This window comes from Nocardia sp. NPDC047654, assembly GCF_043205035.1.
Lineage (GTDB): Bacteria > Actinomycetota > Actinomycetes > Mycobacteriales > Mycobacteriaceae > Nocardia.
Genome location: NZ_JBIDDF010000001.1, coordinates 845,479 through 868,537, shown reverse-complemented (window position 1 = coordinate 868,537; position 23,059 = coordinate 845,479). Strand labels below are relative to the sequence as shown.

26 protein-coding genes are annotated in these 23,059 nt (G+C 69.7%); 6 read left to right on the top strand and 20 right to left on the bottom strand.

All coding sequences use genetic code 11. From position 1 onward, the window contains the following. Positions 1-91: 91 nt before the first annotated feature. Both yajC and ACGF7Y_RS04155 read right to left on the bottom strand, forming a co-directional pair. Positions 92-448, bottom strand: a complete 357-nt coding sequence (gene yajC / locus ACGF7Y_RS04160) for a preprotein translocase subunit YajC (RefSeq protein ID WP_357032504.1) — start codon at positions 446-448, stop codon at positions 92-94. 171 nt (positions 449-619) lie between these two features. Further along, a complete protein-coding gene (locus tag ACGF7Y_RS04155; RefSeq protein WP_393228963.1) occupies positions 620-2,110 on the bottom strand; it encodes a flavin-containing monooxygenase in 1,491 nt (496 codons plus the stop codon). A gap of 36 nt (positions 2,111-2,146) precedes the next feature. On the opposite strand from ACGF7Y_RS04155, the gene ACGF7Y_RS04150 reads away from it, so the two are divergent. Further along, positions 2,147-2,812 carry a TetR/AcrR family transcriptional regulator gene (locus ACGF7Y_RS04150; RefSeq protein WP_393228961.1) on the top strand — a complete coding sequence of 222 codons (666 nt, stop codon included), beginning with the start codon at positions 2,147-2,149 and terminating at the stop codon, positions 2,810-2,812. Positions 2,813-2,963: 151 nt separating this feature from the next. After that, on the top strand, positions 2,964-3,527 hold the full coding sequence (locus tag ACGF7Y_RS04145; protein WP_393228958.1) for a DivIVA domain-containing protein: 564 nt from the start codon (positions 2,964-2,966) through the stop codon (positions 3,525-3,527). A gap of 27 nt (positions 3,528-3,554) precedes the next feature. Here the strand turns inward: ACGF7Y_RS04145 and ruvB are convergent, their stop codons facing one another. From ruvB to ACGF7Y_RS04120, 5 genes are all read right to left on the bottom strand, one after another. Further along, positions 3,555-4,637 (bottom strand): Holliday junction branch migration DNA helicase RuvB, encoded by a 1,083-nt coding sequence (gene ruvB / locus ACGF7Y_RS04140; protein ID WP_391462541.1) that lies wholly within the window; start codon positions 4,635-4,637, stop codon positions 3,555-3,557. 8 nt (positions 4,638-4,645) lie between these two features. Next, positions 4,646-5,248 (bottom strand): Holliday junction branch migration protein RuvA, encoded by a 603-nt coding sequence (gene ruvA / locus ACGF7Y_RS04135; RefSeq protein ID WP_393228955.1) that lies wholly within the window; start codon positions 5,246-5,248, stop codon positions 4,646-4,648. Continuing rightward, positions 5,245-5,814 carry a crossover junction endodeoxyribonuclease RuvC gene (gene ruvC / locus ACGF7Y_RS04130; RefSeq protein WP_393230936.1) on the bottom strand — a complete coding sequence of 190 codons (570 nt, stop codon included), beginning with the start codon at positions 5,812-5,814 and terminating at the stop codon, positions 5,245-5,247. The genes ruvA and ruvC overlap by 4 nt, the downstream gene beginning before the upstream one ends. Before the next feature lie 82 nt (positions 5,815-5,896). Continuing rightward, positions 5,897-6,349 carry a thioesterase family protein gene (locus ACGF7Y_RS04125; RefSeq protein ID WP_062977420.1) on the bottom strand — a complete coding sequence of 151 codons (453 nt, stop codon included), beginning with the start codon at positions 6,347-6,349 and terminating at the stop codon, positions 5,897-5,899. Between the two features lie 272 nt (positions 6,350-6,621). Further along, on the bottom strand, positions 6,622-7,137 hold the full coding sequence (locus ACGF7Y_RS04120) for an O-acetyl-ADP-ribose deacetylase (RefSeq protein ID WP_393228952.1): 516 nt from the start codon (positions 7,135-7,137) through the stop codon (positions 6,622-6,624). A 108-nt stretch (positions 7,138-7,245) separates the two neighbouring features. On the opposite strand from ACGF7Y_RS04120, the gene ACGF7Y_RS04115 reads away from it, so the two are divergent. After that, the gene (locus tag ACGF7Y_RS04115; RefSeq protein ID WP_393228950.1) at positions 7,246-8,682 is read left to right on the top strand and encodes an alpha/beta hydrolase; all 1,437 of its coding nucleotides are present in this window, start codon (positions 7,246-7,248) and stop codon (positions 8,680-8,682) included. 16 nt (positions 8,683-8,698) lie between these two features. Here the strand turns inward: ACGF7Y_RS04115 and ACGF7Y_RS04110 are convergent, their stop codons facing one another. Further along, the gene (locus tag ACGF7Y_RS04110; RefSeq protein WP_393228948.1) at positions 8,699-9,673 is read right to left on the bottom strand and encodes a GlxA family transcriptional regulator; all 975 of its coding nucleotides are present in this window, start codon (positions 9,671-9,673) and stop codon (positions 8,699-8,701) included. A 97-nt stretch (positions 9,674-9,770) separates the two neighbouring features. Here ACGF7Y_RS04110 and ACGF7Y_RS04105 point away from each other — a divergent pair, with 97 nt between their 5' ends. Both ACGF7Y_RS04105 and ACGF7Y_RS04100 read left to right on the top strand, forming a co-directional pair. Then, the gene (locus ACGF7Y_RS04105; RefSeq protein ID WP_393230934.1) at positions 9,771-10,706 is read left to right on the top strand and encodes an NADP-dependent oxidoreductase; all 936 of its coding nucleotides are present in this window, start codon (positions 9,771-9,773) and stop codon (positions 10,704-10,706) included. 41 nt (positions 10,707-10,747) lie between these two features. After that, positions 10,748-10,954 (top strand): DUF5988 family protein, encoded by a 207-nt coding sequence (locus ACGF7Y_RS04100; RefSeq protein WP_040867713.1) that lies wholly within the window; start codon positions 10,748-10,750, stop codon positions 10,952-10,954. Between the two features lie 342 nt (positions 10,955-11,296). On the opposite strand, the gene ACGF7Y_RS04095 is transcribed toward ACGF7Y_RS04100, so the two are convergent. The 3 genes from ACGF7Y_RS04095 to ACGF7Y_RS04085 all read right to left on the bottom strand — a co-directional run bounded on the left by ACGF7Y_RS04095 (position 11,297) and on the right by ACGF7Y_RS04085 (position 13,763). Beyond that, a complete protein-coding gene (locus tag ACGF7Y_RS04095; RefSeq protein WP_357032526.1) occupies positions 11,297-12,049 on the bottom strand; it encodes a YebC/PmpR family DNA-binding transcriptional regulator in 753 nt (250 codons plus the stop codon). 162 nt (positions 12,050-12,211) lie between these two features. Further along, complete coding sequence (gene pdxT, locus ACGF7Y_RS04090) at positions 12,212-12,862, bottom strand: pyridoxal 5'-phosphate synthase glutaminase subunit PdxT (protein ID WP_393228944.1); 651 nt, start codon at positions 12,860-12,862, stop codon at positions 12,212-12,214. A gap of 79 nt (positions 12,863-12,941) precedes the next feature. Beyond that, complete coding sequence (locus tag ACGF7Y_RS04085; protein ID WP_062976122.1) at positions 12,942-13,763, bottom strand: acyl-CoA thioesterase II; 822 nt, start codon at positions 13,761-13,763, stop codon at positions 12,942-12,944. Positions 13,764-13,869: 106 nt separating this feature from the next. Between ACGF7Y_RS04085 and ACGF7Y_RS04080 the strand changes: the two genes are divergently transcribed. Beyond that, positions 13,870-14,496, top strand: coding sequence for a hypothetical protein (locus tag ACGF7Y_RS04080; RefSeq protein ID WP_393228940.1), 627 nt, complete (start codon positions 13,870-13,872; stop codon positions 14,494-14,496). A 225-nt stretch (positions 14,497-14,721) separates the two neighbouring features. Here the strand turns inward: ACGF7Y_RS04080 and ACGF7Y_RS04075 are convergent, their stop codons facing one another. From ACGF7Y_RS04075 to ACGF7Y_RS04035, 9 genes are all read right to left on the bottom strand, one after another. Then, positions 14,722-15,456 carry an SDR family oxidoreductase gene (locus ACGF7Y_RS04075; RefSeq protein ID WP_393228937.1) on the bottom strand — a complete coding sequence of 245 codons (735 nt, stop codon included), beginning with the start codon at positions 15,454-15,456 and terminating at the stop codon, positions 14,722-14,724. A gap of 126 nt (positions 15,457-15,582) precedes the next feature. Then, a complete protein-coding gene (locus ACGF7Y_RS04070; RefSeq protein ID WP_063050099.1) occupies positions 15,583-16,077 on the bottom strand; it encodes a hypothetical protein in 495 nt (164 codons plus the stop codon). 162 nt (positions 16,078-16,239) lie between these two features. After that, positions 16,240-17,124 (bottom strand): LysR family transcriptional regulator, encoded by an 885-nt coding sequence (locus tag ACGF7Y_RS04065; RefSeq protein WP_393228935.1) that lies wholly within the window; start codon positions 17,122-17,124, stop codon positions 16,240-16,242. Between the two features lie 24 nt (positions 17,125-17,148). After that, positions 17,149-18,069 carry a pyridoxal 5'-phosphate synthase lyase subunit PdxS gene (gene pdxS, locus ACGF7Y_RS04060; protein ID WP_357032546.1) on the bottom strand — a complete coding sequence of 307 codons (921 nt, stop codon included), beginning with the start codon at positions 18,067-18,069 and terminating at the stop codon, positions 17,149-17,151. Positions 18,070-18,491: 422 nt separating this feature from the next. Further along, a complete protein-coding gene (locus tag ACGF7Y_RS04055) occupies positions 18,492-19,535 on the bottom strand; it encodes an NUDIX domain-containing protein (protein ID WP_393230932.1) in 1,044 nt (347 codons plus the stop codon). Beyond that, positions 19,535-20,659, bottom strand: a complete 1,125-nt coding sequence (locus ACGF7Y_RS04050; RefSeq protein ID WP_393228932.1) for a glycosyltransferase family 4 protein — start codon at positions 20,657-20,659, stop codon at positions 19,535-19,537. The genes ACGF7Y_RS04055 and ACGF7Y_RS04050 overlap by 1 nt, the downstream gene beginning before the upstream one ends. Next, positions 20,656-21,624, bottom strand: a complete 969-nt coding sequence (locus tag ACGF7Y_RS04045) for a phosphatidylinositol mannoside acyltransferase (protein WP_393228930.1) — start codon at positions 21,622-21,624, stop codon at positions 20,656-20,658. Before ACGF7Y_RS04045 ends, ACGF7Y_RS04050 begins: the two co-directional genes overlap by 4 nt. Before the next feature lie 85 nt (positions 21,625-21,709). Further along, entirely contained in the window at positions 21,710-22,405 is a 696-nt protein-coding gene (gene pgsA, locus ACGF7Y_RS04040) for a phosphatidylinositol phosphate synthase (protein WP_063050104.1), read from the bottom strand. A 25-nt stretch (positions 22,406-22,430) separates the two neighbouring features. Then, a complete protein-coding gene (locus ACGF7Y_RS04035) occupies positions 22,431-23,030 on the bottom strand; it encodes an HIT family protein (RefSeq protein WP_393230929.1) in 600 nt (199 codons plus the stop codon). Positions 23,031-23,059: the final 29 nt, after the last annotated feature.

Below are 23,059 nucleotides of genomic sequence, written 5' to 3'. Positions count from 1 at the left end.
AGGATGGAACAGCGGGCGTGCGCCAGCGGCGCCGGGTGCGCGGACCAACGGCCGCGGCGACATCCGGCGAGCCGGGGCACAACCGGAACGATCAGTCCTTGGTCAGGCGGGTCTCGGTCTGCTCGGCGGATTCCTCGACGGCGTCGGTCGCGTCCGAGCCGCCGGTCTCCGTACCGGTCTCCTCGGCGCCCACCTCTTCGGTGCGCACCTCACGGATGGCCTGGCGCAGCCACGTGGTGACCACGTCCTCGGCGATCTCGAGATCGACCGTGGTGTCATCGAGTTCGACCACGGTGCCGTACAGACCCGACGTGGTGACGACCTGATCGCCGACCTTCAGGTTGTCCTGCATGCCTGCGACCTTCTCGGCTTCCCGCTTCTGACGGCGGACACCGAGGAACATCGGCACGAGCAGGGCTACCAGTAGCAGCGGAAACAGCAGTTCCATCGTCGAAGTCAGTCCCTAGTGTCGTGGGTGGGATGGACAAGTACCCACACAGTCTGCCAGTTCACCGCGCGAGTGCCACACCCGCACACCCGCTGGACAGCTACAACGTTCTCATCGCGCACCGCCTCGTCCGGCGAACGACACTCCGGCGGGCGAGGCGGTGCGCCGACCTCAGGCGCTCCTGCCGTAGGCGTAGTCCTCCAGCGGGAAGCCGACCGCCTCGCGATGCGCGTTGAGTGTGCTGGTGGGCCGCAGCAGAGCCGCCTCGCCGTGCTGGTTGAAGTAATAGCTGCGCGCGGTGGCGCAGTCGCCGCCGTAGAAGACCGAGGAGCCCAGCTTGGCGGTGACCCGGTCCAGGAACGCCGCGTTGGCCTGCTCGGTGACCTCGAAGGTCGTCTCGCCCCGGCGGCGCAGCTCGCCGAACAGGCGGCCCATGTGCTTCATCTGCGCTTCGATGGTGGTGAAGTAGGACAGGCCGCTGTAGGAGTACGGGCTGTTGAGGCTCAGGAAGTTGGGGAACTTCGGCACCGTGATGCCCTCGTAGGCCTGGAACCGGTTGTCCCGCCAGAACTTTCCGAGGTTCACCCCGTCGCGGCCGATGATCTCGATGGCCGGGAAGTTCACGTCCCACAGGTTGAAGCCGGTGGCCAGGATCAGCGTGTCGATCTCGGTCTTGTGCCCGTCTGCGGTGACGATGCCGTCCGGCTCGATGTGGTCGATCGAGTTCGTCTCCAGCCGCACGTGCGGCTGGTTGAACGTGGTGAAGTAGTGGTTGGAGAAGGTCGGCCGCTTGCAGCCGAAGTCGTAGTCCGGGGTCAGCCGCCTGCGGGTTTCCCTGTCCCGCACGGACGCCCGCAGATGCGCCTTTGCCAGCGCGGCCGCGCCCTTGTTCAGCAGCCTGGCCTGCTTGAAGTGCAGCACCCCGACCACCATCAGCGCCTCCAGCAGGCTGGTGTTGACCAGTCGCGCGGCCTTCTGCGTGGCGGGGACCCGCTCGAACAGCTTCCGCACCGGCGCGGGGATCGCGGTGTCGATCTTCGGGACCACCCAGATCGGGGTGCGCTGGAACACCGTGAGCGCCCGCGCCTTCTTGGCGACCTCCGGCACCAGCTGCACGGCCGTGGCGCCGGTGCCGATGATCGCGGCCCTGCGGCCGGTGAGGTCGAAGCCGTCCTCCCAGGCGGTGGTGTGAATGATCTTGCCTGCGAACGAGTCGATACCGGGGAACGGCGGCGTGTAGGGCTGGGACAGGAATCCGGTCGCCGTCAGCAGATAGCGGCCGGTGACGGTCTGCCCGCCCGCGATCGAGACCACCCAGTGCTGCTGCTCTTCGTCCCAGCGCGCGCCGTCGACGACGGTGCCGAAGCGCATGCGGCGGCGCAGGCCGTACTTGTCGGCGACGTGTTCGGCGTACTTCTTCAGCTCCTCGCCCGGCGCGAACAGCCGCGACCAGCGCGGATTCGGTTCGAAGGAGTAGGAGTAGGTGACCGACGCGATGTCGACCGCCAGACCCGGGTAGTGGTTGACGTGCCAGGTGCCACCGAGATCGTCCTCGCGTTCGAGGATGACGTAATTGCTCAGGCCGAGCCGATCGAGCTGAATCCCCGCTCCCATGCCCCCGAACCCCGCACCGACCACGACCGCGTCGTATTGAGGCGCCACACCGAACCTCCTGCTAGCTGAACCACATATCACGGAATGACACATCATTCCGTTTGTGATGACTGTATCATCGGCAAGGTGACGAAGCCATCCACGCGTGCCGAGCGACGGAAAGCCGAACTGCGTCAGGAGATCATCGACACCGCCTTCGTCTGCTTCGCGGAGAAGGGCTATCACGCCACCGGCATCGCCGACATCGCGGGACAGCTGGGCATCGGTCACGGCACCTTCTACCGATACTTCAGCAACAAGCGCGACATCATCGACCACGTCATCGACGACCTGGCCGCGCGCATCATCGCCGCCCTCGGCACCGAGAACGCCCCGGACGCCGCCGCCTCCCTCGACGAGTACCGCGCCCAGATCGACCGCATCGGCGTGGCCCTCACCGAGATCCTGCTGGCCGATCGCCGGGTGGCCCAGCTGCTGCTGTTCCACGCCACCGGCATCGACGACGAGCTCACCCAGCGGCTGTACGGGCTGCTCGACACGGCCGACGCGTTGACCGCGGGCTATCTCGACCACGGCGTCGAGCAGGGCTACCTGCGCGCCGACCTGGACACCATGAACACCGCGCGGGCGGTGACCGGCATGTTGATCGCGGGCATCGTCTACTCGCTGCGCGAACCCGACGAGGCCGCGATCGCCGGACTGACCGAGGCGATCCGCCGCCTGCTCGTGGACGGCGTTCGCAAGGACTGAGCGGCTCGGCAATCCCCCTGACACCGCCACCGGCGCTAGGGTGAGGCGCACTGATCCGACGCTTTCGCCAGGGGGACGGCCCTTGTTCGCAAAAGGCCAGGGAAACACCAAACTTCCTTTCCGATCGGCCCGGCGCGCCGCGCCTGACAGAATGTCGCCCGTGACTCCCGAGGACGTGCGCCGCACCCGTTTCGCGACCCCCACGCTCGGGCACCGGGGTTACCACGCGGACGAGGTGGATGCCTTCCTCGAACTCGTCGCCGCGACCCTGGCCGGGGAGGGCGCGCTGGCCGCCGACGATCTACGGCATGTCGGTTTCGGCGCGCCGCGGCTCGGCCAGCGTGGTTATCGCGCCGACCAGGTCGACGAATATCTCGACCAGTTGCGCGTCGAGCTGGAGTTCCGTCAGCGCGGCGTCCGGCCGGTCCCGGCCGCGAACGGCAACGGCCAGGCCATCCTCACTCCGGATGACGTGCGGCGCATGCGATTCAGCCGAGCCGCGGTGGGGCGGCGCGGATACAACGAGGAGGAGGTCGGTGCTTTCCTCGACCTCGTCGCCGCGACCCTCGTGCACGGCGGGCCGGGCAGTCTCACCATCGCCGATGTCGAGGCCGTCCGTTTCACCGAGGCCCGCCTCGGCACCCGCGGCTATCAACGCGACGAGGTCGACGCCTTCCTCGACCTGGTCGCCGCCGCCCTGCGCGATCGCCGCTGACCGCGGTCCGTCACCCGGACGGGCGATTCATTCGAAGAGATCGAGCGTGGGATGTGGCTCGCGACCGCGCACTTCGATGGAGCCGAACACGAGGTCGGGCGGCGGGACGAGACCGAGGTGCTCCCAGGCGGCCGCGGTGGCGACCCGGCCACGCGGTGTGCGCGCGACCATGCCCGCGCGCACCAGGAACGGTTCGCATACCTCCTCCACGGTCGCGGCCTCTTCTCCGACCGCGACGGCCAAGGTGGACACCCCCACCGGGCCACCGCCGAAACTACGGACGAGGGCGCCGAGGACCGCGCGGTCGAGTCGGTCGAGGCCGAGCACGTCCACGTCGTAGACCTCGAGCGCGGCGTGGGCGATCGCGCGGGTGATGCGGCCGTCGGCCCGCACCTCGGCGTAGTCGCGGACGCGGCGCAGCAGGCGATTGGCGATGCGGGGCGTGCCGCGCGAGCGCCCCGCGATCTCGGCCGCCGCCTCCTCCTCGATCACGACACCGAGGATGCGCGCCGAGCGCTTCAGGATGCGCAGCAGTTCCCCGGGCTCGTAGAAGTCCATGTGCCCGGTGAAACCGAAACGGTCGCGCAGCGGGCCGGTCAGCGCTCCGGACCTGGTGGTGGCGCCGACCAGGGTGAACGGCGCGATGTCCAGGGGAATGGAGGTCGCGCCGGGCCCCTTGCCGACGACCACGTCCACCCGGAAGTCCTCCATCGCCAGGTAGAGCATCTCCTCCGCGGGACGCGCCATCCGGTGGATCTCATCGATGAACAGCACGTCGCCCTCGACCAGGTTGCTGAGCATGGCGGCGAGATCGCCCGCCCGCTCCAGCGCGGGACCCGACGTGATCCGCAAGGCGGTGCCGAGTTCGGCGGCGATGATCATCGCCATGCTGGTCTTGCCGAGACCCGGCGGGCCGGACAGCAGGACGTGGTCCGGTGTGCCGCCGCGCTGTTTGGCTCCGCGCAATACCAGCGCGAGCTGTTCGCGCACCCGGGGCTGGCCGATGAAGTCGTCCAGCGACTGCGGGCGCAGACTCGCCTCGATCTCGCCGTCGGACCTCAGATAGCTTGCGCTCACCTGGGATTCGGTAGGTTCCTCGTGGTGGTCCATGACGCGCCTTACCGGTTCTTGCCGAGCAGGCCGAGCGCGGCCCGCAGGGCAGCGGAGGTATCCACGCCCGGCTGTTCGGCCAGCACCGCATCGATCGCCTGTTCGGCCTGCTTGGCGGCGAAACCGAGGCCGACGAGCGCCTCGGTGACCTGCTCACGCACCGGCGTGGCCGCCGCGGGTGTCGAACCGGGCGGCCCGGAGGGCACCGGAACGAGGTTCACCTTGTCCCGCAGTTCCACCACCATGCGTTCGGCGCCGCGCTTGCCGATGCCGGGCACCCTGGTCAGCGCCGCCACGTTGCTCTCGGCCAGCGCTTTGCGCAGCGCCTCGGGCTCGAGGACGGCCAGCACCGCCATGGCGAGGCGGGGTCCGACGCCGGAGACGGTTTGCAGCAGGCCGAACAGGTCGCGCGCCTCGGTGTCGGCGAACCCGTAGAGGGTCATCGAGTCCTCGCGGACGATCATCGCGGTGTAGAGCCGGGTTTCCTCGCCGCGGGTGAGCCCGGCCAGGGTGGACGGGGTGGCGTTGAGCCGGTATCCGACGCCCGCCGCCTCGATCACCGCGTGGTCGAGGGCGATTTCCAGCACCTCACCGCGTACCGACGCGATCACCCGTGCACCGCCTTCCGTTGTTCGGCCAGCCGTTCGATGTACCGGCGCTGTGCCGCGGCCGCCTTGGCCTCCGCCGCCGCCATCCGCTCCAGCAGCGGCGCCCGCCAACAATGGCAGATCGCCAGCGCCAGCGCATCCGCCGCGTCCGCCGGTTTCGGCGCTGCGGGCAGGCCGAGGATCCGGGTGACCATGGCCGTCACCTGCTTCTTGTCCGCGGTGCCGCTGCCGGTGACCGCGGCCTTCACCTCGCTGGGTGTGTGGAACGCGACCGGGATCCCCCGGCGCGCGGCGGCCAGCGCTATCACTCCGCCCGCCTGCGCGGTGCCCATGGCGGTACGGACATTGTGCTGGGCGAAGACGCGTTCGATGGCAACGGCCCCGGGCTTGTGGGTGTCCATCCAGCGTTCGGCGGCGTCTGCGACCGCCAGGAGGCGATGCGCCAAATCCATATCGCCGGGAGTGCGGACCACGTCGACGTCCACGGCGGTGACCTTCCGCCCCGACCCGCCGTCGACGATGCTGAGGCCGCATCGGGTGAGTCCGGGGTCGACGCCCATCACCCGCACGACAACCCCTCTCCCGGACACGAACAACTGTTCGAGAGTCTAGCGGAGGCTTGCTCTTTCGCCGCCCCGCGACACGGCCCGGCTATCCGCCGACGTCACCGGCTTCCCGCGACGCGCCCGGCAGGCCGAGCACCTCCGGACGACTCGCACGCACCGCCCACTGGTGCGCGGGATCGGCGACCAGGCGCCGTGCCCCCAGGTCCAGTAAGCCGCTGACGTTGGTCACCGTCGCGGCGACCACGCCGTCGGCGCGCGTCAGGGTGTGCTCGACCCGATAGGTCTTGCCCGCACCCCACTGCCAAGCGCACGACACGTCGACGGTGTCGCCGCCGCGTAGTTCGCGCCGGAAGCGCAGCACGGTCTCCAGATTGACCGGCCCGAGGCCGGAGGCGAGCAGTTCGTCGACCGAGACGCCCGCCGCTCGGACGCACGCGAATCGCGCGTGGTCGGCGAATTGGTGGTAAGCCGCGCCGGTGACATGCAATTGCGGGTCCAAGTCGGACACCCGGACTTCGATACGGGTACTGAACGACACACGCCGGACTATGCCAGCGGCCACCGACAAGCCCGGCGCGCCGAGGTGGGATCGCGGCCCGCACCGCAGAGGTCGCCCGGACACCGGCGTCGCACAACCGCGCACCCATGACACCTCGACAACGGCCGCCACTCGATACCGGCGGTCCACGCCGAGGCCGGGCACCTGGACACCGGTGTCGGGCAACAGCGCACTGTCGCTGACGTCGCGACAGCGCCTCCGCCACTCCGCACGGGCAACCGTGTGTTACACGCCAAAGGGGCGGCAGGGCCTCAAGCCCTGGCGACCTGTCTCGCGAACACAGCGTGAGCACGCTCGTCGAAGAGAACGAACCGGGCTTCCGACACGGCCGTGGGAGTCGCGCGAACCGTGTCGACCGCGATCCGGGCGCCGTCCTCCAACGGCCAGCCGTAGATGCCGGTGGAGATCGCCGGGAACGCGACCGTCCGCGCCCCCAGTTCGTCCGCGACGCGCAGAGATTCCCGATAACACGAGGCCAGCGAGGCCGAGCGGTCCTCGGTGTCCGACCACACGGGACCGACCGTGTGGATCACCCAGCGCGCGGGCAGGCGACCGGCCGTGGTCGCGACCGCGGCCCCGGTCGGCAGTCCCGAGCCGTAGCGGGACGCACGCAGCCCGCGGCATTCCGCCAGAATCTCCGGGCCGCCGCGCCGGTGGACCGCGCCGTCGACTCCCCCGCCGCCGAGCAGCGACGAATTCGCCGCGTTCACCACCGCGTCGACCTCCTGTTCGGTGATGTCACCGCGCACCAGCACCAGTTCGACCATGCTCGCATTCTGCCTCGCGCACCCTCGGCGCACCGAAGGCCAGGCCACCCAGCAGTACCGAAGCCGATTCACAGCCCGCCTCGAGGAATGACCGCGACAATGCCGGACGTGCCCATACTCGCCGCTCCCTCGACTCCGGCGCCACCGCGCCTTCCTCCGGCGAGTCCGGCGCTGAACCAGCAGCACGCGTTCCACCACGGGATCTCACTGCTGCACGGCTGGCTGCCGCCGACCGTCGAACTGCTCGCCGGGGTTGTCCTGCTGGTCGCCGTCGCTCGGCGAACCAGGCGGTGGTGGCTGCTGCGGCTGCCGGCATGCGTGGCGGTCGGCGTCGCGGCGGCGGCGGCCGCCGCCTGGTATGTCGCCGACGAGGGGCTGTCCTCCGACCCCGCGCCCACCGAACTGTGGGTGTGGATCGGTGTGGGCGCCGCGGCGGCAGCGGTCGCGATCGTCGGCTGGCCGGGCGCGCGCTGGTGGCGGCGCGGGATCGCGGTCATCGCCATCCCGTTGACGCTGCTGAGCACCGGGGTGGTGCTCAACCAGTGGGTCGGCTACTACCCGACCGTGCAAGCCGCGTGGGGCGCGGTCACCGCGGGCCCGCTCCCGCAGCAGACCGACCTCTCGGCGCTACCCGCCCTGCGCAACACCGCGGTCACCGACGGCAGACTGGTCCCGGTGCGAATTCCCGGTACCGGCAGTGGATTTCCGCACCGCACCGAATACGTCTACCTGCCACCCGCGTGGTTCGCCGGGCCGACCCCGCCCGCACTGCCGGTGGTGATGATGATCGGCGGCGAGTTCAACACCCCGGCGGACTGGATCCGCAGCGGCCAGATCATGCCCGCCCTGGACGGTTTCACGAAGGCGAACGGCGGCCTCGCCCCGATACTCGTCTTCGTCGACGCCAGCGGCAGTTTCAACAACGACACCGAATGCGTGAACGGGCCGCGCGGCAACGCCGCCGCGCATCTGACCGAGGACGTGCCCGCTTACGTCGAAGCGCAATTCGGCGCCTCCGCCGATCCCGCGCGCTGGGCGGTAGTCGGCTGGTCCATGGGCGGCACCTGCGCGGTGGACCTGGCGGTCATGCACCCCGATCTCGTGCACACGTTCGTCGACATCGCCGGCGATCTCCGGCCGTCTTCGGGCACCGAGGAGCAGACCGTCTCCCGTCTCTTCGGTGGCGACGCCGCCGCGTGGGAGGCGTTCGACCCGCTGACCGTCATGACCCGGCACGGCCCCTATCACGGCGTGGCCGGTCTCTTCGACGACCTCGTCCCCGGCCGGCGTTCGGGTGGCGCCAACCGGCGCACTCCGGCTCCCGACGACGACAGCGCGGGCCTCGGCGGTCGCGACGAGGTGCCCGACTCCGGCGAAGTCGGCGCCGCCGACAAACTCTGCACCGCCGGGCACGCGGTAGGGATCGACTGCACCGTCTACACCACCGAGGGCGGACACACCTGGCAATTCGCTTCGGCCGCGTTCGCCTCGTCCCTGCCGTGGGTGGCCGCCCGCGTGGGTCTGCCGGTTCCCGCCACCGGCTGAACCCTCGGCGACCGGCTCAGCTCGCCGCCGCGGCCGCTCGCGCATGGAATGTGCGCCGATAGGCCTGCGGTGACACCCCGATCGCCTCGGCCAGGTGCTGGCGCAGCGACGTGCCGGTGGCGAAGCCGACCTCACCCGCGATGCGATCGACGGTCAGGTCGGTGGTCTCGAGCAAATGCCTGGCACGGAACACGCGCTGCTGGATCAACCAGCGGCCCGGGCTCATGCCGACCTCGTCGCGGAAGCGGCGGGCGAAGGTGCGCTTGCTCATCCGGGCCCGGACGGCCAGCTCGTCGACGGTCAGCGGATGACGCAGGTTCTCCAGCGCCCACTGTCTGGCGGCGGCGGTTCCGGCCGAGGTCGTCGGCGGCACCGGCTGCTCGATGTACTGCGCCTGACCGCCGTCCCGCCACGGCGGAACGACGCAGCGCCGCGCGACCGCGTTCGCGACCGCACTGCCATGATCGCGCCGTACCAGGTGCAGGCACACGTCGAGCCCCGCCGCCGCGCCCGCCGAGGTGAGCACGTCCCCGTCGTCCACGTACAGCACGTCGGGGTCGAGGCGCACGCGCGGGAAGGTGCGCCGGAACAGAGCGGCCTGATTCCAATGTGTGGTGGCCGGGCGCCCGTCGAGCAGTCCCGCGGCCGCCGCGACGAAGGCGCCGGTACAGATCGCGACGACTCTGGCACCCGGACGGATCAGCGCGAACGCGTCGCGTACCAGCTGCGGCAGTGTGCCGGTGAGGGTCGTGGTGATGTCGCAGGCGGGCAGGACCACGGTGTCGGCGGTTCGCAAGGCCCGGCCGTCGTGGGCCACCGCGATGTCGAAATCGGCGGCGCTGCGCACCGGACGACCGTCGACCGAACAGGTGACCACCTCGTATCTGCCCGCGGCGCTGCCGAACACCCGATTCGGGATGCCGAGTTCGAAGGGGTAGACCCCGTCCAACGCCAGCACTACCACCCGATGGGGTGCGACCGAGTCCGCCATGGCGCGATCATATCGAAGAATGGCAATCGCGCCATTTTCTCCTCCGTCCGGTCCCGGCAAGCTGACAGCCGTGACCGACATCGACAGCACCGCGACCATGCGCGCGGTCAGCCAGCAGACCCTCGGCGGACCCGAGGTGCTCACCGAAATCGAACTCCCCCGACCGGTTCCGGGCCCCGGCCAGATTCTGGTGCGGGTCCGCGCGGCCGGACTCAACCCGACCGATTGGCGCCACCGCGCCACCCCGGGGCTATTTCTGCCGGAGCCACCGTTCGTCCTGGGCTGGGATGTCTCCGGCGAGGTCGCGGCCACCGGTATCGGCGTCACCCTGTTCCGCCCCGGCGACGAGGTGTTCGGCATGCTCCCGTATCCGCACGGCCACGGCTCCTGCGCCGAATACGTCGCGGGCCCGGCCCGCGCCTTCGCTCGCAAACCGGCCGCCCTCGACCACACGGAGGCGGCGGCCATTCCACTCGCCGCGCTCACCGCCTGGCAGGCGCTGGTCGACACCGCTCACCTGGCAGCGGGGCAACGCGTGCTGATCCACGCGGCCGCGGGCGGCGTCGGCCACTTCGCGGTGCAGATCGCCAAGGCGCGCGGAGCACACGTCATCGGCACGGCCAGCGCACCCAATCACGCGTTCCTGCGCGGGATCGGCGCCGACGAGGTGATCGACTACCGCGATACCGATGTCGCCGGTGCCGTTCACGGCGTCGACGTGGTGCTGGACTCGATCGATGATGACAACAGCATCCGGTCGCTGCGCACCCTTCGCCCCGGCGGATTGCTGGTGACGCTGCGGTCCTTCGGCGCAGTCGACCTCGCGAGCGAGGCGGAGGCGCTGGGCGTCCGCGCGATCAGGATGTTGGTGGAACACGATCACGCCGGCATGCTCGCCCTCGCCGGGCTCGCCGGGTCCGGCGCCCTTCGCCCGACGATCGCCGGGTCGTTCCCCCTCTCGAAGGCGGCAGAAGCGCACGCGTTGGGCGATACGGGGCGAACCGTCGGCAAATTGGTACTGACCGTGCCCTGAATGTGCCACGATCAGGCCGTTCCCGCTTCTACCATCCGAGGATGAGCATTGGTGCAAAAGCTGTCCTCGAAGGCGGGCCGCAAGATCTGCCCGCGCGCATCGTCCCGATCACCCCGCCCGGAGTGGAGTTGAAGGTGCCGTTCCGCGGCGGATACGAGCACTTCAAGGTCACCCAGCGGGAGCAGGACACCCCCGAAGGGCGACTGCGCGTGTACGAATGGTGCGAACGCACCAAGATCGCGGAGTAACTCCGGCTCCCCTCCCCGGCGACGGTGACGTCGGCACCCGGCGCACCGCCGGGGAGATCACCGGGCATTCCGCGATCAGCCCTGCGCCATCGACCGCTGTCGACGCTCACACAGTGGCGAGCCTGCTTCCAGCCGCCATCTGGACGCACCCGGGATCTACCGGACGCCGGCTCGCGCCGTGCTGGTGACCAGGGCGCGGCACGTGACGTCAGCGAACTCGGAGAGATCGCCCGAGTGCCGCACATCGACCGCGACGGGGCGGACTGTCCGGACATGCTTCGGGGCGGCCGTCAGTAGACCGGCCGCCCCGATTTCGCGCAGTATTACCCGCGGTAGCTCGATTCAGTCGTCGAGCTGAGCGAGCACCTCGTCCGAGATGTCGACGTTGGTATAGACGTTCTGCACGTCGTCGCTGTCCTCGAGGGCGTCCACGAGCTTGATCACCTTGCGCGCGCCGTCGGCGTCCACCGCGACCGACACCGAGGGTTGGAAACCGGACTCGGCGGAGTCGTAGTCGATACCGGCGCCCTGCAGCGCGGTGCGCACCGCGATCAGATCGCTGGGCTCGCTGATGATCTCGAACGACTCACCGAGGTCGTTGACTTCCTCGGCGCCCGCGTCCAGCACCGCCATCAACACGTCGTCCTCGGACAGGCCGTTCTTCTCCAGGGTGACGACGCCCTTGCGATGGAAGAGGTAGGCCACCGAGCCCGGGTCGGCCATGTTGCCGCCGTTGCGCGTCATCGCGACCCGGACCTCGCCCGCCGCCCGGTTGCGGTTGTCGGTGAGGCACTCGATCAGCACGGCGACGCCGTTGGGTCCGTAGCCCTCGTACATGATCGTCTGCCAGTCGGCGCCGCCGGCTTCCTCGCCGCCGCCGCGCTTGCGGGCGCGCTCGATGTTGTCGTTGGGGACCGACGACTTCTTCGCCTTCTGGATGGCGTCGAACAGCGTCGGGTTGCCATCCGGGTCACCGCCACCGGTACGGGCCGCCACCTCGATGTTCTTGATCAACTTCGCGAACAGCTTGCCGCGCTTCGCGTCGATCGCAGCCTTCTTGTGCTTGGTGGTGGCCCATTTGGAGTGGCCGCTCATTCCCTACTTCCTTCAGGTCGATGGCACGTTCGGTCGTGTGTACGGTACCGGCACGGCCGGGCGGACAGCTTCCCCAGCCTACTCGGGCGTCCACTACGGCCCTGCAAAGCGGCCCCGGCTTCGCACCCACTCGTCTTCGCGGGCTCCGTCCGAGCGCGCCCGTCAAGCCGAGCGGACCATCTCCACGAACATCCGGTGCACCCGCAGATCGCCGGTCACCTCGGGATGGAACGAGGTCGCCAGGACATTCCCCTGCCGCACCGCGACGATCCGGCCTGCGGCGGGACCGTCCGGCACGGTGGCCAGGACCTCGACGCCCTCGCCTGCCCGCTCGACCCAGGGCGCTCGGATGAACACCGCTCGCACGGGGCCACCGGGCAGGCCCGCGAACGGCAGATCGGTTTCGAACGAGTCGACCTGACGGCCGAACGCGTTGCGCCGCACAGTCATGTCGATGCCGGACAGATGCTCGGCGTCCGGACGGGTGTCGAGCACCTCCGAGGCGAGCAGGATCATGCCCGCGCAGGAACCGAACGCGGGCAGGCCGTCGCGCAGCCGCGCGCGCAGCGGCTCCAGCAATTCGAAGGCCGCCAGCAGCTTGCTGATCGCGGTCGACTCGCCGCCGGGCAGCACGAGCGCGTCCACCGCCGCGAGCTCCGACTCGCGCCGGACCAGCACGGGCTCGGCGCCGCAGCTGGCGAGCGCGGCGACGTGCTCCCGGACGTCGCCTTGCAACGCGAGCACGCCGATGACGGGACGGGACGGCGTCTGTCCGGTGTCGGCGGTGGGGGCGGTGACCGAGGAAGCGTTCACGCCGGAAAGCTTACGAGCCGTGCCGATGTGGGCGCGCTCACGGTCGGCTGCCACACGTACATCGCCGCCACCGCTCGGATCACTCTTCGCGCAGCGTGCGGATGAGGCCTTCCTGAACCACGGCCGCGACCAGCGTGCCCTCCCGGGTGAAGATTTTGCCGCCGGTCAAGCCCCGGCCGAAAGCCGCCGACGGCGAGGACTGGTCGTAGAGCAGCCATTCGTCGGCCCGGAACGGGCGCAGGAACCACATCGCGTGATCGAGCGAGGCGTTCTGGGTCGGCTCGTCGGGATGGACGACCTTCGAAGAACCCAGCAGCGTCATATCGCTCATGTAGGCGAGGGTGCACACGTGCACCAGCGGATCGTCCGGAAGCAGGTGCCGGTAGCGGAACCACACCTGCTGCTGGGAGACCACGCCGTCGCGGCGGGACACGTTCTCCGGCGGGACCATGCGGATGTCCCAGTGTTCCCACTCGCGCATCGCCCACAATCGTTCCGGACTCATCGTGGTGCTCGCGTCGGGCAGATCCTCGGGCATCGGAACACCGGGCATCACATCCTGATGCTCGGGCCCCTGGTCACCGACATGGAACGACGCCGACATGGTGAAGATCGCCGCACCGTCCTGGATGCCGGTCACCCGCCGCGTGCAGAACGACCGGCCGTCCCGGATGCGCTCGACCTGGTAGACCGTCGGTTCCTGCGGATTGCCCGGACGCAGGAAGTAGCCGTGCAGCGAGTGCACTTGGAATCGCGGTTCCACCGTCCGGACCGCGGACACGAGCGCCTGGCCGGCAACCTGGCCGCCGAACGTGCGCGGAAGCTGGGTCTTGGTGGACGCGCCACGGAAGATGTCCCGCTCCAGCCGCTCTATCTCCAGCGCCTCTTCGATTGTCGCCATGCGCAGAGATTATCCCGGCCGCTCACGATGTCGCCGCTCGGCCGCCGGTGAACGTCCGGCAACGCCCACGCCTCCTCCGGCCGTCGCGATTTGCTGAGATGGACGGGTGCCCCGCTTTCTGCCCATCACTCCGGACGGACTCATCGAGCAGGTGATCGAACCCGTGCTGATCGCGGCCTCGCACACCGTGATCGCGGTCGACGGCGCGGACGCGGCCCAGCCGGTGGCGCTCGCCCGGCGGATCGTCGAGGCGCTGCGCGAGGCAGGCCGGTCGGCCGATGTGGTCTCCCTGCACGACTACATACGTCCTGCCTCATTGCGCATGGAGTTCGGCCGCACCGACGAGATGTCCTATCGCACCGCGTGGTTCGACTACGCCGCGCTGCGCAGGGAAGTGATCGACGCGCTCCGCGGACACGGCCGGTGGCTGCCCTCGCTCTGGGACGAAGCCGCCGACCGCTCCGCGCGCGCCGCGATCCGGACGGCGCCGCCCGCGACGACGATCGTCCTCGCGGGACCGATGCTCGCCGGCCGCCACCTCGACGCCGACCTGAGCCTCCGGCTGGACCTGTCCGAACCCGCGCTCCGCCGCCGCACCGCGGCCGACGCGCAGTGGACCATCCCCGCTCTGCTGCGGCACGACGCCGAGAACCCCTACACACCAACCTTCTTCGTGCGGTGGGATCATCCCGAGCGTCCGGCGCTTCGAGTCGACGAGCACCGGGCGAACTAGCGTTCGCCTCTGCTGATGTCGGACTGCCGGCCATGCGTTCGGATCACTCATAATCAGATGCGCATAACCAGGTATCCATATGTGTTTCCTCTCGGCGGTGCGCATTTCGGTGCGCTGGTCCGCTTCCTCCGACATCACTGTCGGCGCGGTCGGCCCGATCAGCGTTTCGTCATGACAACCGGACTCGATCCCGTCGCATGGCCGGACTTGCCCAACGCTGCCCACTCATACCAACCGGTGCCCGCCGTCCACATGCAGGACGGTGCCGGTGATGAAGGGATTGCGCATCACGCCGAGCATCGCCTGCGCGATATCGGACGGACGGCCGATGCGCCCGACCGGCAGGCGCGCGGCGAGCTGCCGGTGACGTTCGGTCTTCGCGGGCCCCGCGATAGTGTCCCAGATCGGGGTGTCGACCCACCCGGGTGAGACCACGTTGACGCGGACCGGGCCGAGTTCGAGGGCCAGGGCGTAGGCCAGCGAGGCGAGGGCGCCGTTGACGGCCGCCACCATCGCGCCGCCCGGTGCGGGCCGGTCAGCGGCGACGCCGGAGGTGAAGGTCACCGATCCGCCGGGGACCACCCGCGCGTGCTTGGCCAGCAGGGTGGGGCCGATCAGTTTGGACGAGAGCAGATTCCAGGCCAGGTCGGGGTCGAACCCGGCCAGTGGCTGATAGGCGCCGGTGACGTCGGCCGCGGTGGTGACGACATGATCGACCGGCTCCAACTCGGCGAACAAACGCTCGAGATCGGCTTCGCGGGTGATGTCCGCGACGACCGAGCGCACCGTGCCCGGCCCCGCGGACAGTGTGCGCTCGGCCGCGGCGAGCCGTTCGGCGCAACGGCCCGCGATGGTCACCTCCGTGCCTTCGGCGATCAGCGCGGCCGCCAGCGCCAGTCCCATGCCGGAGCTGCCGCCCACGACGACGACACGTTCGGGTTTCGAGTTGCTTGTTGTCATGGCTTCAGCCGACCATCGCGACGGCCGGGTGTCCATGTCGCACTGCCGAATACGCCTTAGCCGGGAACTAACACCGCAGGCCGCGGACCGATTCGAGGCGGCGCACAGCGAGGGCGGCTCCGGCCGTCACGGGGTGCAGGCCGGGGATTGCTGGTTCAGGTTGGCCAGCGCCTGGCAAGCCCACGTCTTCTGCACTTTCCACTTGCCGCCGTCCAGGACGAACGGCACGTCGACCTGGCTCTCCTGCCCGTTGATGGTGAACTTGGCCTGTGCGCTCACGCTGTCACCGAAAGCGGTCACTCCGGTGACCACGGCCGTGGCGTTCGCCTGCCGGAACGCTTCGGCCAGGCGGTTGGGCAGGCCGGGGTCGGCTTCGATGCCCTGAACGGAGTCGAGCTTCTCCTCGTTCGGCACCGCGGGGTCGAGGGCCTTCTGCAACAGAGCGTTGAGCTCGTCGACGGTGGGCGCGGGGGGTATGGTCGCGGTCGCCGAGGCGCCGGCCGTGGCGCGGGTCGACGTGGGTGAGTCGCTCGAGTCGTCACTGCCGCAGGCAGCGAGGCCGAGGGCGGCCACGAGGGCCAAGCCCGCTACTGCGGTGCGTCCGGTCTTGGGAAGCTTCAACTGTTCGTCCTTTGCGTTCGGATCGTTCCGACGGTGAGAGGGCGCGAGATGGCCGAGACGGCCATCGAATGGCGAAGCTACTGAGCGTGATTGTGAGAACCATGTGGCGACTTTCTGGTCGCCGTAAGAGTTGAACCTAGCACCGGAAGCGGTCCGCGCGGTCTATTCCTCCGACGATTCGCCCTCGAGGGCGGCGATCAGCGCCGCGACGGCCGGATCGCGCACCGCCGCGCGCCAGGCGACCGCGTAGGTCACCACCAGGGGCGCGCCGCGCAGCGGCCGCCAGGCCAGACCGGGCACTCCGTTCGCGCGGGAGGAGCTGAGCCCGATCACGTCGGTCCGCGCGGGCAGCACCGCGAGCATCTGCGCGTGCCCCATGGCGCTCTCGCTCAGCCGCACCCCGGCGCCGTGATCGGCAAGTGTGCGCAACAGCGAATCGTGCAGGCCGACCGCGGCTTCGCGCGCGAACAAGATCAGCTCCTGACCGCTGAGGTCGGCCGGGTCGAGCAGTGCCGCGTCGGCGAGCGGATGCCGCTGCGACATCAGCACGCCGAGCTCCTCGTGGGCCACTGCCCGTTGCGCGAAGCGTTCGGGCAGGTCGACCGGCGTGCGGACGAGCGCGAGGTCGACCTCGTCGTCATCGAGGAAACGCACCTGATCAGCGGTGGTCCCGCCGGTGAGCACCATCCTGGCGCCGGGCACCGCGGCGGTGAGCAGGCGTTCGATGCGCATGGGCAGCCGAGGCGGGACGCCGTTGAGCAGCCCGAGGCGCAGCACCGGGGCACCGGAGACGGCAGCGCGCCTGGTCTGCCTGACCGCTTCGTCCATCGCGCGCAGCACGGTCTTGCCGGAGCGCAGCAGCACCGCGCCCGCGGGCGTCAGCTCCACCCGCGGCTCACGGATCAGCAGTGGGCCGCCCAGCTCCCGCTCCAACACCTTGATCTGCTGGCTGAGCGTGGGCGTCGAGATGAACAATCGCTCCGCGGCCCGGCGGAAGTGCAACTCCTCCGCCAGGACCACGAAGTACCGCAACTGCCGCAACTCCACGCGGCAGACGCTACCGGCCCAGGATCACCAGCCGCGCTCGGCCAGGCGGTGCGGCTGGGCGATGTCTTCGACGTTGATGCCGACCATGGCCTCACCGAGACCGCGCGACACCTTGGCCAGCACGTCCGGGTCGTCGTAGAACGTGGTGGCTTTGACGATGGCGGCGGCACGCTGGGCCGGGTTGCCGGATTTGAAGATGCCCGAACCCACGAACACACCCTCGGCGCCGAGCTGCATCATCATCGCGGCGTCGGCGGGGGTGGCGATGCCGCCCGCGGTGAACAGCACGACCGGCAGCTTCCCGGTCTCGGCGATCTCACGGACCAGCTCGTAGGGCGCCTGCAGCTCCTTGGCCGCGACGAACAACTCGTCCTCGGGCAGCGACGACAGGCGACGGATCTCTTGCCGGATCTTCCGCATGTGCGTGGTCGCGTTGGACACGTCACCGGTGCCCGCCTCGCCCTTGGAGCGAATCATGGCCGCGCCCTCGGTGATTCGGCGCAGAGCCTCGCCGAGGTTGGTGGCGCCACAGACGAACGGCACGGTGAAGTTCCACTTGTCGATGTGGTTGGCATAGTCGGCCGGGGTGAGCACCTCGGACTCATCGATGTAGTCGACGCCGAGGCTCTGCAGGATCTGTGCCTCCACGAAGTGGCCGATACGGGCCTTCGCCATGACCGGAATGGAGACCGCGGAAATGATGCCGTCGATCATGTCCGGGTCGCTCATCCGGGACACACCGCCCTGGGCACGAATGTCCGCGGGCACTCGCTCCAGCGCCATCACCGCGACCGCGCCTGCGTCCTCGGCGATCTTGGCCTGCTCCGGCGTGACGACATCCATGATCACCCCGCCCTTGAGCATCTCGGCCATGCCGCGCTTCACGCGGGCGGTGCCGACGGTCTGGGTGGTCTCGGGGGTGGTCACGGCTAATTCCTCCAGCATGTGCGCCAATCGGTCGCTCGGATGCGAACGCCACGATTCTAAGCCGGTGGCAAAAGGCCACTTGATAGCCAGTTGGAGGGCACTGGCCTGGTGTGATCTCGGTTATGCGCCCTGGGCCGGGAGGGCTCGGCGAGCGCGCCATCCCGGCTGCCCGGCCGTTGCCAGGCGCTGGCTCACAGCGGGCCGACCACCAGCAACGTCGCCCAGTACTCCGCGGCCGCGGGGCCGATCAGCGGCAACAGGAAATCGAACAGCAGGTACGACATGAACGAACTACCTCCACAACCGAGCTGGAACGGCCCCGCCGACGACAGGACCACGACACCGAACTGACATGCGTCCCTGACAGCAGTACCCTCCGGCGCGCCGAATCATCGCGACGCTATCACGATCGTGAAACACATCACATACGTTCGGGCCGGTCAGCGGATGGAGCGGACCTCCGGGTCGGCGGTGCCCGATGCCGCCTCGGCGGCTCCGCCGAGTAGTTCGTCCAAGTGGTACGGGTACACGGTTTCGCCGGAGCGGTCCAGCGCGACGATATCGGCCGCGGTGCACCATTTGTGCCCGGTGATCGAGCGACGTTCGATCAGAGCCCGATTCGCCGCGTGCGGTTCGAATCCACGCGCCCGCAGCGCGAAGAACAGTTCCTCCGACCGGATCAGCTCGCCGTCGAAGGGGAACACCGCGACCCGCCGCCAGATCGGGCCGCGCAGGTCGGCCGGATCCGCGCGGTAGCCGGTCTCCTCGTACAGTTCCCGCACGGCCGCCGCGCGCAGGCTCTCCCCCGGCTCCACACCGCCGCCGACGGTGAACCAGAACGACACCTCCGGCGTCTTCGGGTCGTTGCCGCGCATCAGCAACGTCCGGTCGTTCTCGTCGAACAGCACGACTCGCGCCGTGGTGCGGATGGTGTCGACCGCCAGGCCGGTGGACGCCGCGGGAGTGGCGCGCTCGGTGATCTCGAAGTAGGAAGGCAGCGGGGCGGTACCGCCGAGGTGCAGCATCCGGACCGGACGGCGCGTGCGCAGCGCCAGCGTGTCGCGCACGGCGTCGTTGTGGAAGCGGCGGGCGATCAGCACCCGGGCCTCGGCGTCGGCCAGTTCGGCGACCAGTTGCGGGCGCAGCGTGCCGATGTCCACCGCCGACAACGCGGAGGACAGCCGGTTCTCCACCGTCTCCCGTTCGGCGGGCCCGGCGCGCTCGGCCCGGTCGGCCAGGGCCGAGAGTTGTCTGGCCTGCTCCGCCATGGCCGGATCGGACACCGGGCCCGCGATCGCCATGGCGACCGACCGGGCCACCACCGCCCGCCGGGCCAGCGCCGCGTCCAGCGCCTGCCAGGACTGGTCGGAGCGCACGTGCAGCCGGTCGAGCCGGTTGGCGGTGGAATACGCCCACAGACCGATCGCGACGACGATCGCCGCGATCAGCGCGAGGACGAGAACGGTCGTGGCGGAGAACGTGATCATCCGGCGGCCCGCACTCGGGAGTCGCCGACGGTCACCGTCTCGTAGACGCGCAGGATCTGTTCGGCCACCACCGGCCAGTCGTACTCGCCGACCACCTGTGTCGCGGTGCGCACCAGACCCTCTCTGCGCACCTCGTCGGTGAGCACGGTGTGCAGCGCGGCGGCCAGGGCCGCCGAATCGCCGATCGGGACCAGCATGCCCGCCGTACCGTCCCGCAGTACCCGGCGGAAGGCGTCCAGCTCACTGGCCACTACCGCGGTGCCTGCCGCCATCGCCTCGATGAGGATGATGCCGAAGCTCTCCCCGCCCAGGTTGGGCGCCACGTACACGTCCGCGCTGCGCATCGCCGAAGCCTTCTCCTCGTCGGACACCTGGCCGAGGAAGCGCAGGTGGCCTGCCAGCTTGCCCGCTTCGCGGCGCAACCGGTCCTCGTCGCCGCGGCCGACGATCAGGATCTCGACGTCGGGATGCCTGCGCACCAGATCGGGCAGCGCGCCGAGCAGTACCTCCATGCCCTTACGTGGCTCGTCGTAGCGTCCAAGGAACAGCACCGTGCCGCCGGAGCGCGGATAGCCGGGAAGCATCGGCGCGCGGGCGAACGCCGGGACGTCGACCCCGTTGGGGATCTCCACCGCGTCCGAGCCCAGCGCCTCGACCTGCCAGCGGCGCGCCAGCTCGGAGACCGCGATACGGCCGGAGATCTTCTCGTGATACGGCCGCAGCACGCCCTGGAAAGTGCTCAGCACCAAGGACTTCGTCGTCGAGGTGTGGAAGGTCGCGACGATCGGCCCCTCGGCGATCTTCAACGCGAGCATGGACAGGCTCGGCGCGTTCGGTTCGTGGATGTGCAGGACGTCGAAGTCGTTGCCGTCGATCCACCGGCGAATCCTGGTGTAGGCCATGGGCCCGAACGACAGCCTGGCCACCGACCCGTTGTACGGGATGGCCACCGCCCGGCCCGCCGACACCACGAACTCCGGCAGCGGGGTGTCCTCCGACGCGGGCGCGAGCACGCTCACCTTGTGCCCCCGCTCGATGAACACCCGCGCCAGCTCGACTACATGTGCCTGCACCCCACCGGGGACGTCGAACGAATAGGGGCAGACCATGCCGATCTTCATGGCGATACGTCTCCCTGCTCGGCCCCGAGGCTGGCCTGTGCGGTGTCGATCATCGCGCGCCGCCGGGGCGAGAGATCGCTCTCCCACAATGGTTGCAGCATGTGCCAGTCCGCCGGATGCTCGGCGATATTCGCCGCGAAGCGATCCGCCAGCGCCTGCGTGGCCGCGGCTACGCCACCGGAAACGTCTACCGGCGCCTCGACCTTCAGGCCCCAGTTCTCGCGGCCGTCGGCCTCGACCTCGAACCACGCGTGCACCGGCAGCAGCGCCGCGCCGGTCTCGATGGCCAGTTTCGCCGAGCCCGCGGGCATCCAGGTGCGCTCGCCGAAGAACTGGACCGGAACGCCTTTGCCGGTGAGGTCGCGTTCGCCCATCAGGCACACGATCCTGTTCTGCCGCAGGCGGGCCGCCAACTGGGCGAACGGCGGTTGCTCGCCACCGGTCAGCGGGAACACTTCGAAGCCCAGACTCTCCCGGTAGGCAACGAACCGCTCGAACAGCGATTCCGGCTTCAACCGCTCGGCCACGGTGGATAAGCCGCCGTAGTGCTGCACCAGCCAGACGCCCGCCATGTCCCAATTGCCGGAATGCGGCAGCACGAAAATCACGCCCCGGCCCTGCTCGAGTGCGGCGTCCAGGTATTGCAGCCCCGCGACGAAGTAGTCGATCGCGGCATGATCCATCCCGGGCAGCCGGAATGCTTCCCGCCAATACCGCGCGTACGACCGCATGCTGGCGCTGATCAGCTCGTCCGGTACGTCGGCGGGCAGTACGCCGAGCACGCGCGCCAGGTTGCGCCGCAACTGGTTCGGCGCGCCGCCCGCGTGGAACTCCCGATTGGCGCGACGGGCGACCCGATCCCCGCCCCACTCGAACACGCGCCGCGCCGTCGACTCCGGCAACGCACGCACCAGCCGCCAGCCCGCCACGTATCCGGCGGCGCCGAGCTGCTCCGCTATCGTCATGCGCTCTCCCCCACCGCAGGTTCGTAGTCCATCGTCGCGAATGCCCGGACGCCGCCGATCGGCCGACGTCCCGCACGGCGTGAGATCACGACGGAAGTCCCGGGGTGTCGGCGGTTCCCGCGCTCGGGCTCTGCGGACGCCCGGCCGGAATCACGGTGCGCGCCCCCGGCGAGTTGCGCACGGCCAGCACTCGCTGAACGACGGTGACGATGCTGAGCACGGCGAGGATCCACATGGCCGCGTGCACGGCGTAGGTGAGCCACTCGATCCCCCAGTAGCCGGCGATGCCGGTGAATCCGGCGCCCACCAGCACGATGATCAGCCGGTCCGGCCGCTCGATGATGCCGCCGTCCGCGGATAACCCGCTGGCCTCCGCGCGCGCCTTGGCATAGGAGATCACCTGCGAGGTCACCAGGACGACGAGCGTCGCGGCGAACAGCGGCTTGTGCTGTTCGTGGAAGACCGCCCACCAGGCCAGCCCGGCGAAGATAGCGCCGTCGGCCAGCCGGTCACAGGTGGCGTCCAGCACCGCGCCGTATTTCGTGCCGCCGCCGCGCGCCCTGGCCATCGCCCCGTCGAGCATGTCGAACATGACGAACAACCAGATCACCATGGTTCCCCAGAACAGGTGTCCGGTGGGGAACAGCGTGACCGCGGCGACGATGGAGGCGGTGGTGCCGATCAGCGTCACGGCGTCGGGCGTGAGTCCCGTGCCGACCAGCGCCCGGCCCAGCGGAGCCGTCGCCTTGGCGAACGTCTCGCGGCCGAAGAAGCTCAGCACGGCCGATCCACCCGGTCGCTCATCTCTAGGCCTCCTTCCAGGCCGCCGACAGCAGCGCCCTGGTCTCCCGCAGCAGTTGCGGCATCACCTTCGCCCCGCCGATGACGGTGATGAAATTCGCGTCCCCGCCCCAGCGCGGCACGATGTGCTGGTGCAGGTGATCGGCCAGCGATCCACCGGCCACCCCGCCCAGATTCAGCCCGACGTTGAACCCGTGCGGCCGGGACACCTTCTTCATCACCCGGATCGCCTGCTGGGTGAAGGCCATCAGTTCGGCGCTCTCCGCCTCGGTGAGGTCCTCCAGGTTGGCCACCTTGCGGTACGGCACGACCATCATGTGCCCCGGGTTGTACGGGTACAGGTTGAGCACGGCGTACACCAGCTCACCTCGCGCGACGACCAGTCCGTCCTCATCGGACATCTTCGGGATGTCGGTGAAGGGATGGCCGGTCGAATCCTTCGGCCCGGTGGCCGCCTCCGCGATGTAGGACATGCGATACGGCGTCCACAGCCGCAGCAGCCGATCCGGTTCGCCCGCGCCGCTGTCCACGATGCTGCCCGGCTCGTCGGGGGTCGCGGTTCCGTCCAGATCCGCGAGCCCGTCCGGCACCGTCCGCTCGGTCATGCCGTGTCCCTCCGCTGCCGCCTCCGGGC

Bases quoted from the DNA above. Each gene is read 5' to 3' on its own strand.
- yajC (WP_357032504.1), bottom strand. From the start codon at position 448: ATGGAACTGCTGTTTCCGCTGCTACTGGTAGCCCTGCTCGTGCCGATG.
- ACGF7Y_RS04150 (WP_393228961.1), top strand. From the start codon at position 2,147: ATGACACATCATTCCGTTTGTGATGACTGTATCATCGGCAAGGTGACG.
- ACGF7Y_RS04145 (WP_393228958.1), top strand. From the start codon at position 2,964: ATGTCGCCCGTGACTCCCGAGGACGTGCGCCGCACCCGTTTCGCGACC.
- ruvB (WP_391462541.1), bottom strand. From the start codon at position 4,637: ATGGACCACCACGAGGAACCTACCGAATCCCAGGTGAGCGCAAGCTAT.
- ACGF7Y_RS04120 (WP_393228952.1), bottom strand. From the start codon at position 7,137: ATGGTCGAACTGGTGCTGGTGCGCGGTGACATCACCGAACAGGAGGTC.
- ACGF7Y_RS04110 (WP_393228948.1), bottom strand. From the start codon at position 9,673: ATGGCGGACTCGGTCGCACCCCATCGGGTGGTAGTGCTGGCGTTGGAC.
- ACGF7Y_RS04105 (WP_393230934.1), top strand. From the start codon at position 9,771: ATGCGCGCGGTCAGCCAGCAGACCCTCGGCGGACCCGAGGTGCTCACC.
- ACGF7Y_RS04100 (WP_040867713.1), top strand. From the start codon at position 10,748: ATGAGCATTGGTGCAAAAGCTGTCCTCGAAGGCGGGCCGCAAGATCTG.
- ACGF7Y_RS04095 (WP_357032526.1), bottom strand. From the start codon at position 12,049: ATGAGCGGCCACTCCAAATGGGCCACCACCAAGCACAAGAAGGCTGCG.
- ACGF7Y_RS04085 (WP_062976122.1), bottom strand. From the start codon at position 13,763: ATGGCGACAATCGAAGAGGCGCTGGAGATAGAGCGGCTGGAGCGGGAC.
- ACGF7Y_RS04075 (WP_393228937.1), bottom strand. From the start codon at position 15,456: ATGACAACAAGCAACTCGAAACCCGAACGTGTCGTCGTCGTGGGCGGC.
- pdxS (WP_357032546.1), bottom strand. From the start codon at position 18,069: ATGCTGGAGGAATTAGCCGTGACCACCCCCGAGACCACCCAGACCGTC.
- ACGF7Y_RS04050 (WP_393228932.1), bottom strand. From the start codon at position 20,659: ATGAAGATCGGCATGGTCTGCCCCTATTCGTTCGACGTCCCCGGTGGG.
- ACGF7Y_RS04045 (WP_393228930.1), bottom strand. From the start codon at position 21,624: ATGACGATAGCGGAGCAGCTCGGCGCCGCCGGATACGTGGCGGGCTGG.
- ACGF7Y_RS04035 (WP_393230929.1), bottom strand. From the start codon at position 23,030: ATGACCGAGCGGACGGTGCCGGACGGGCTCGCGGATCTGGACGGAACC.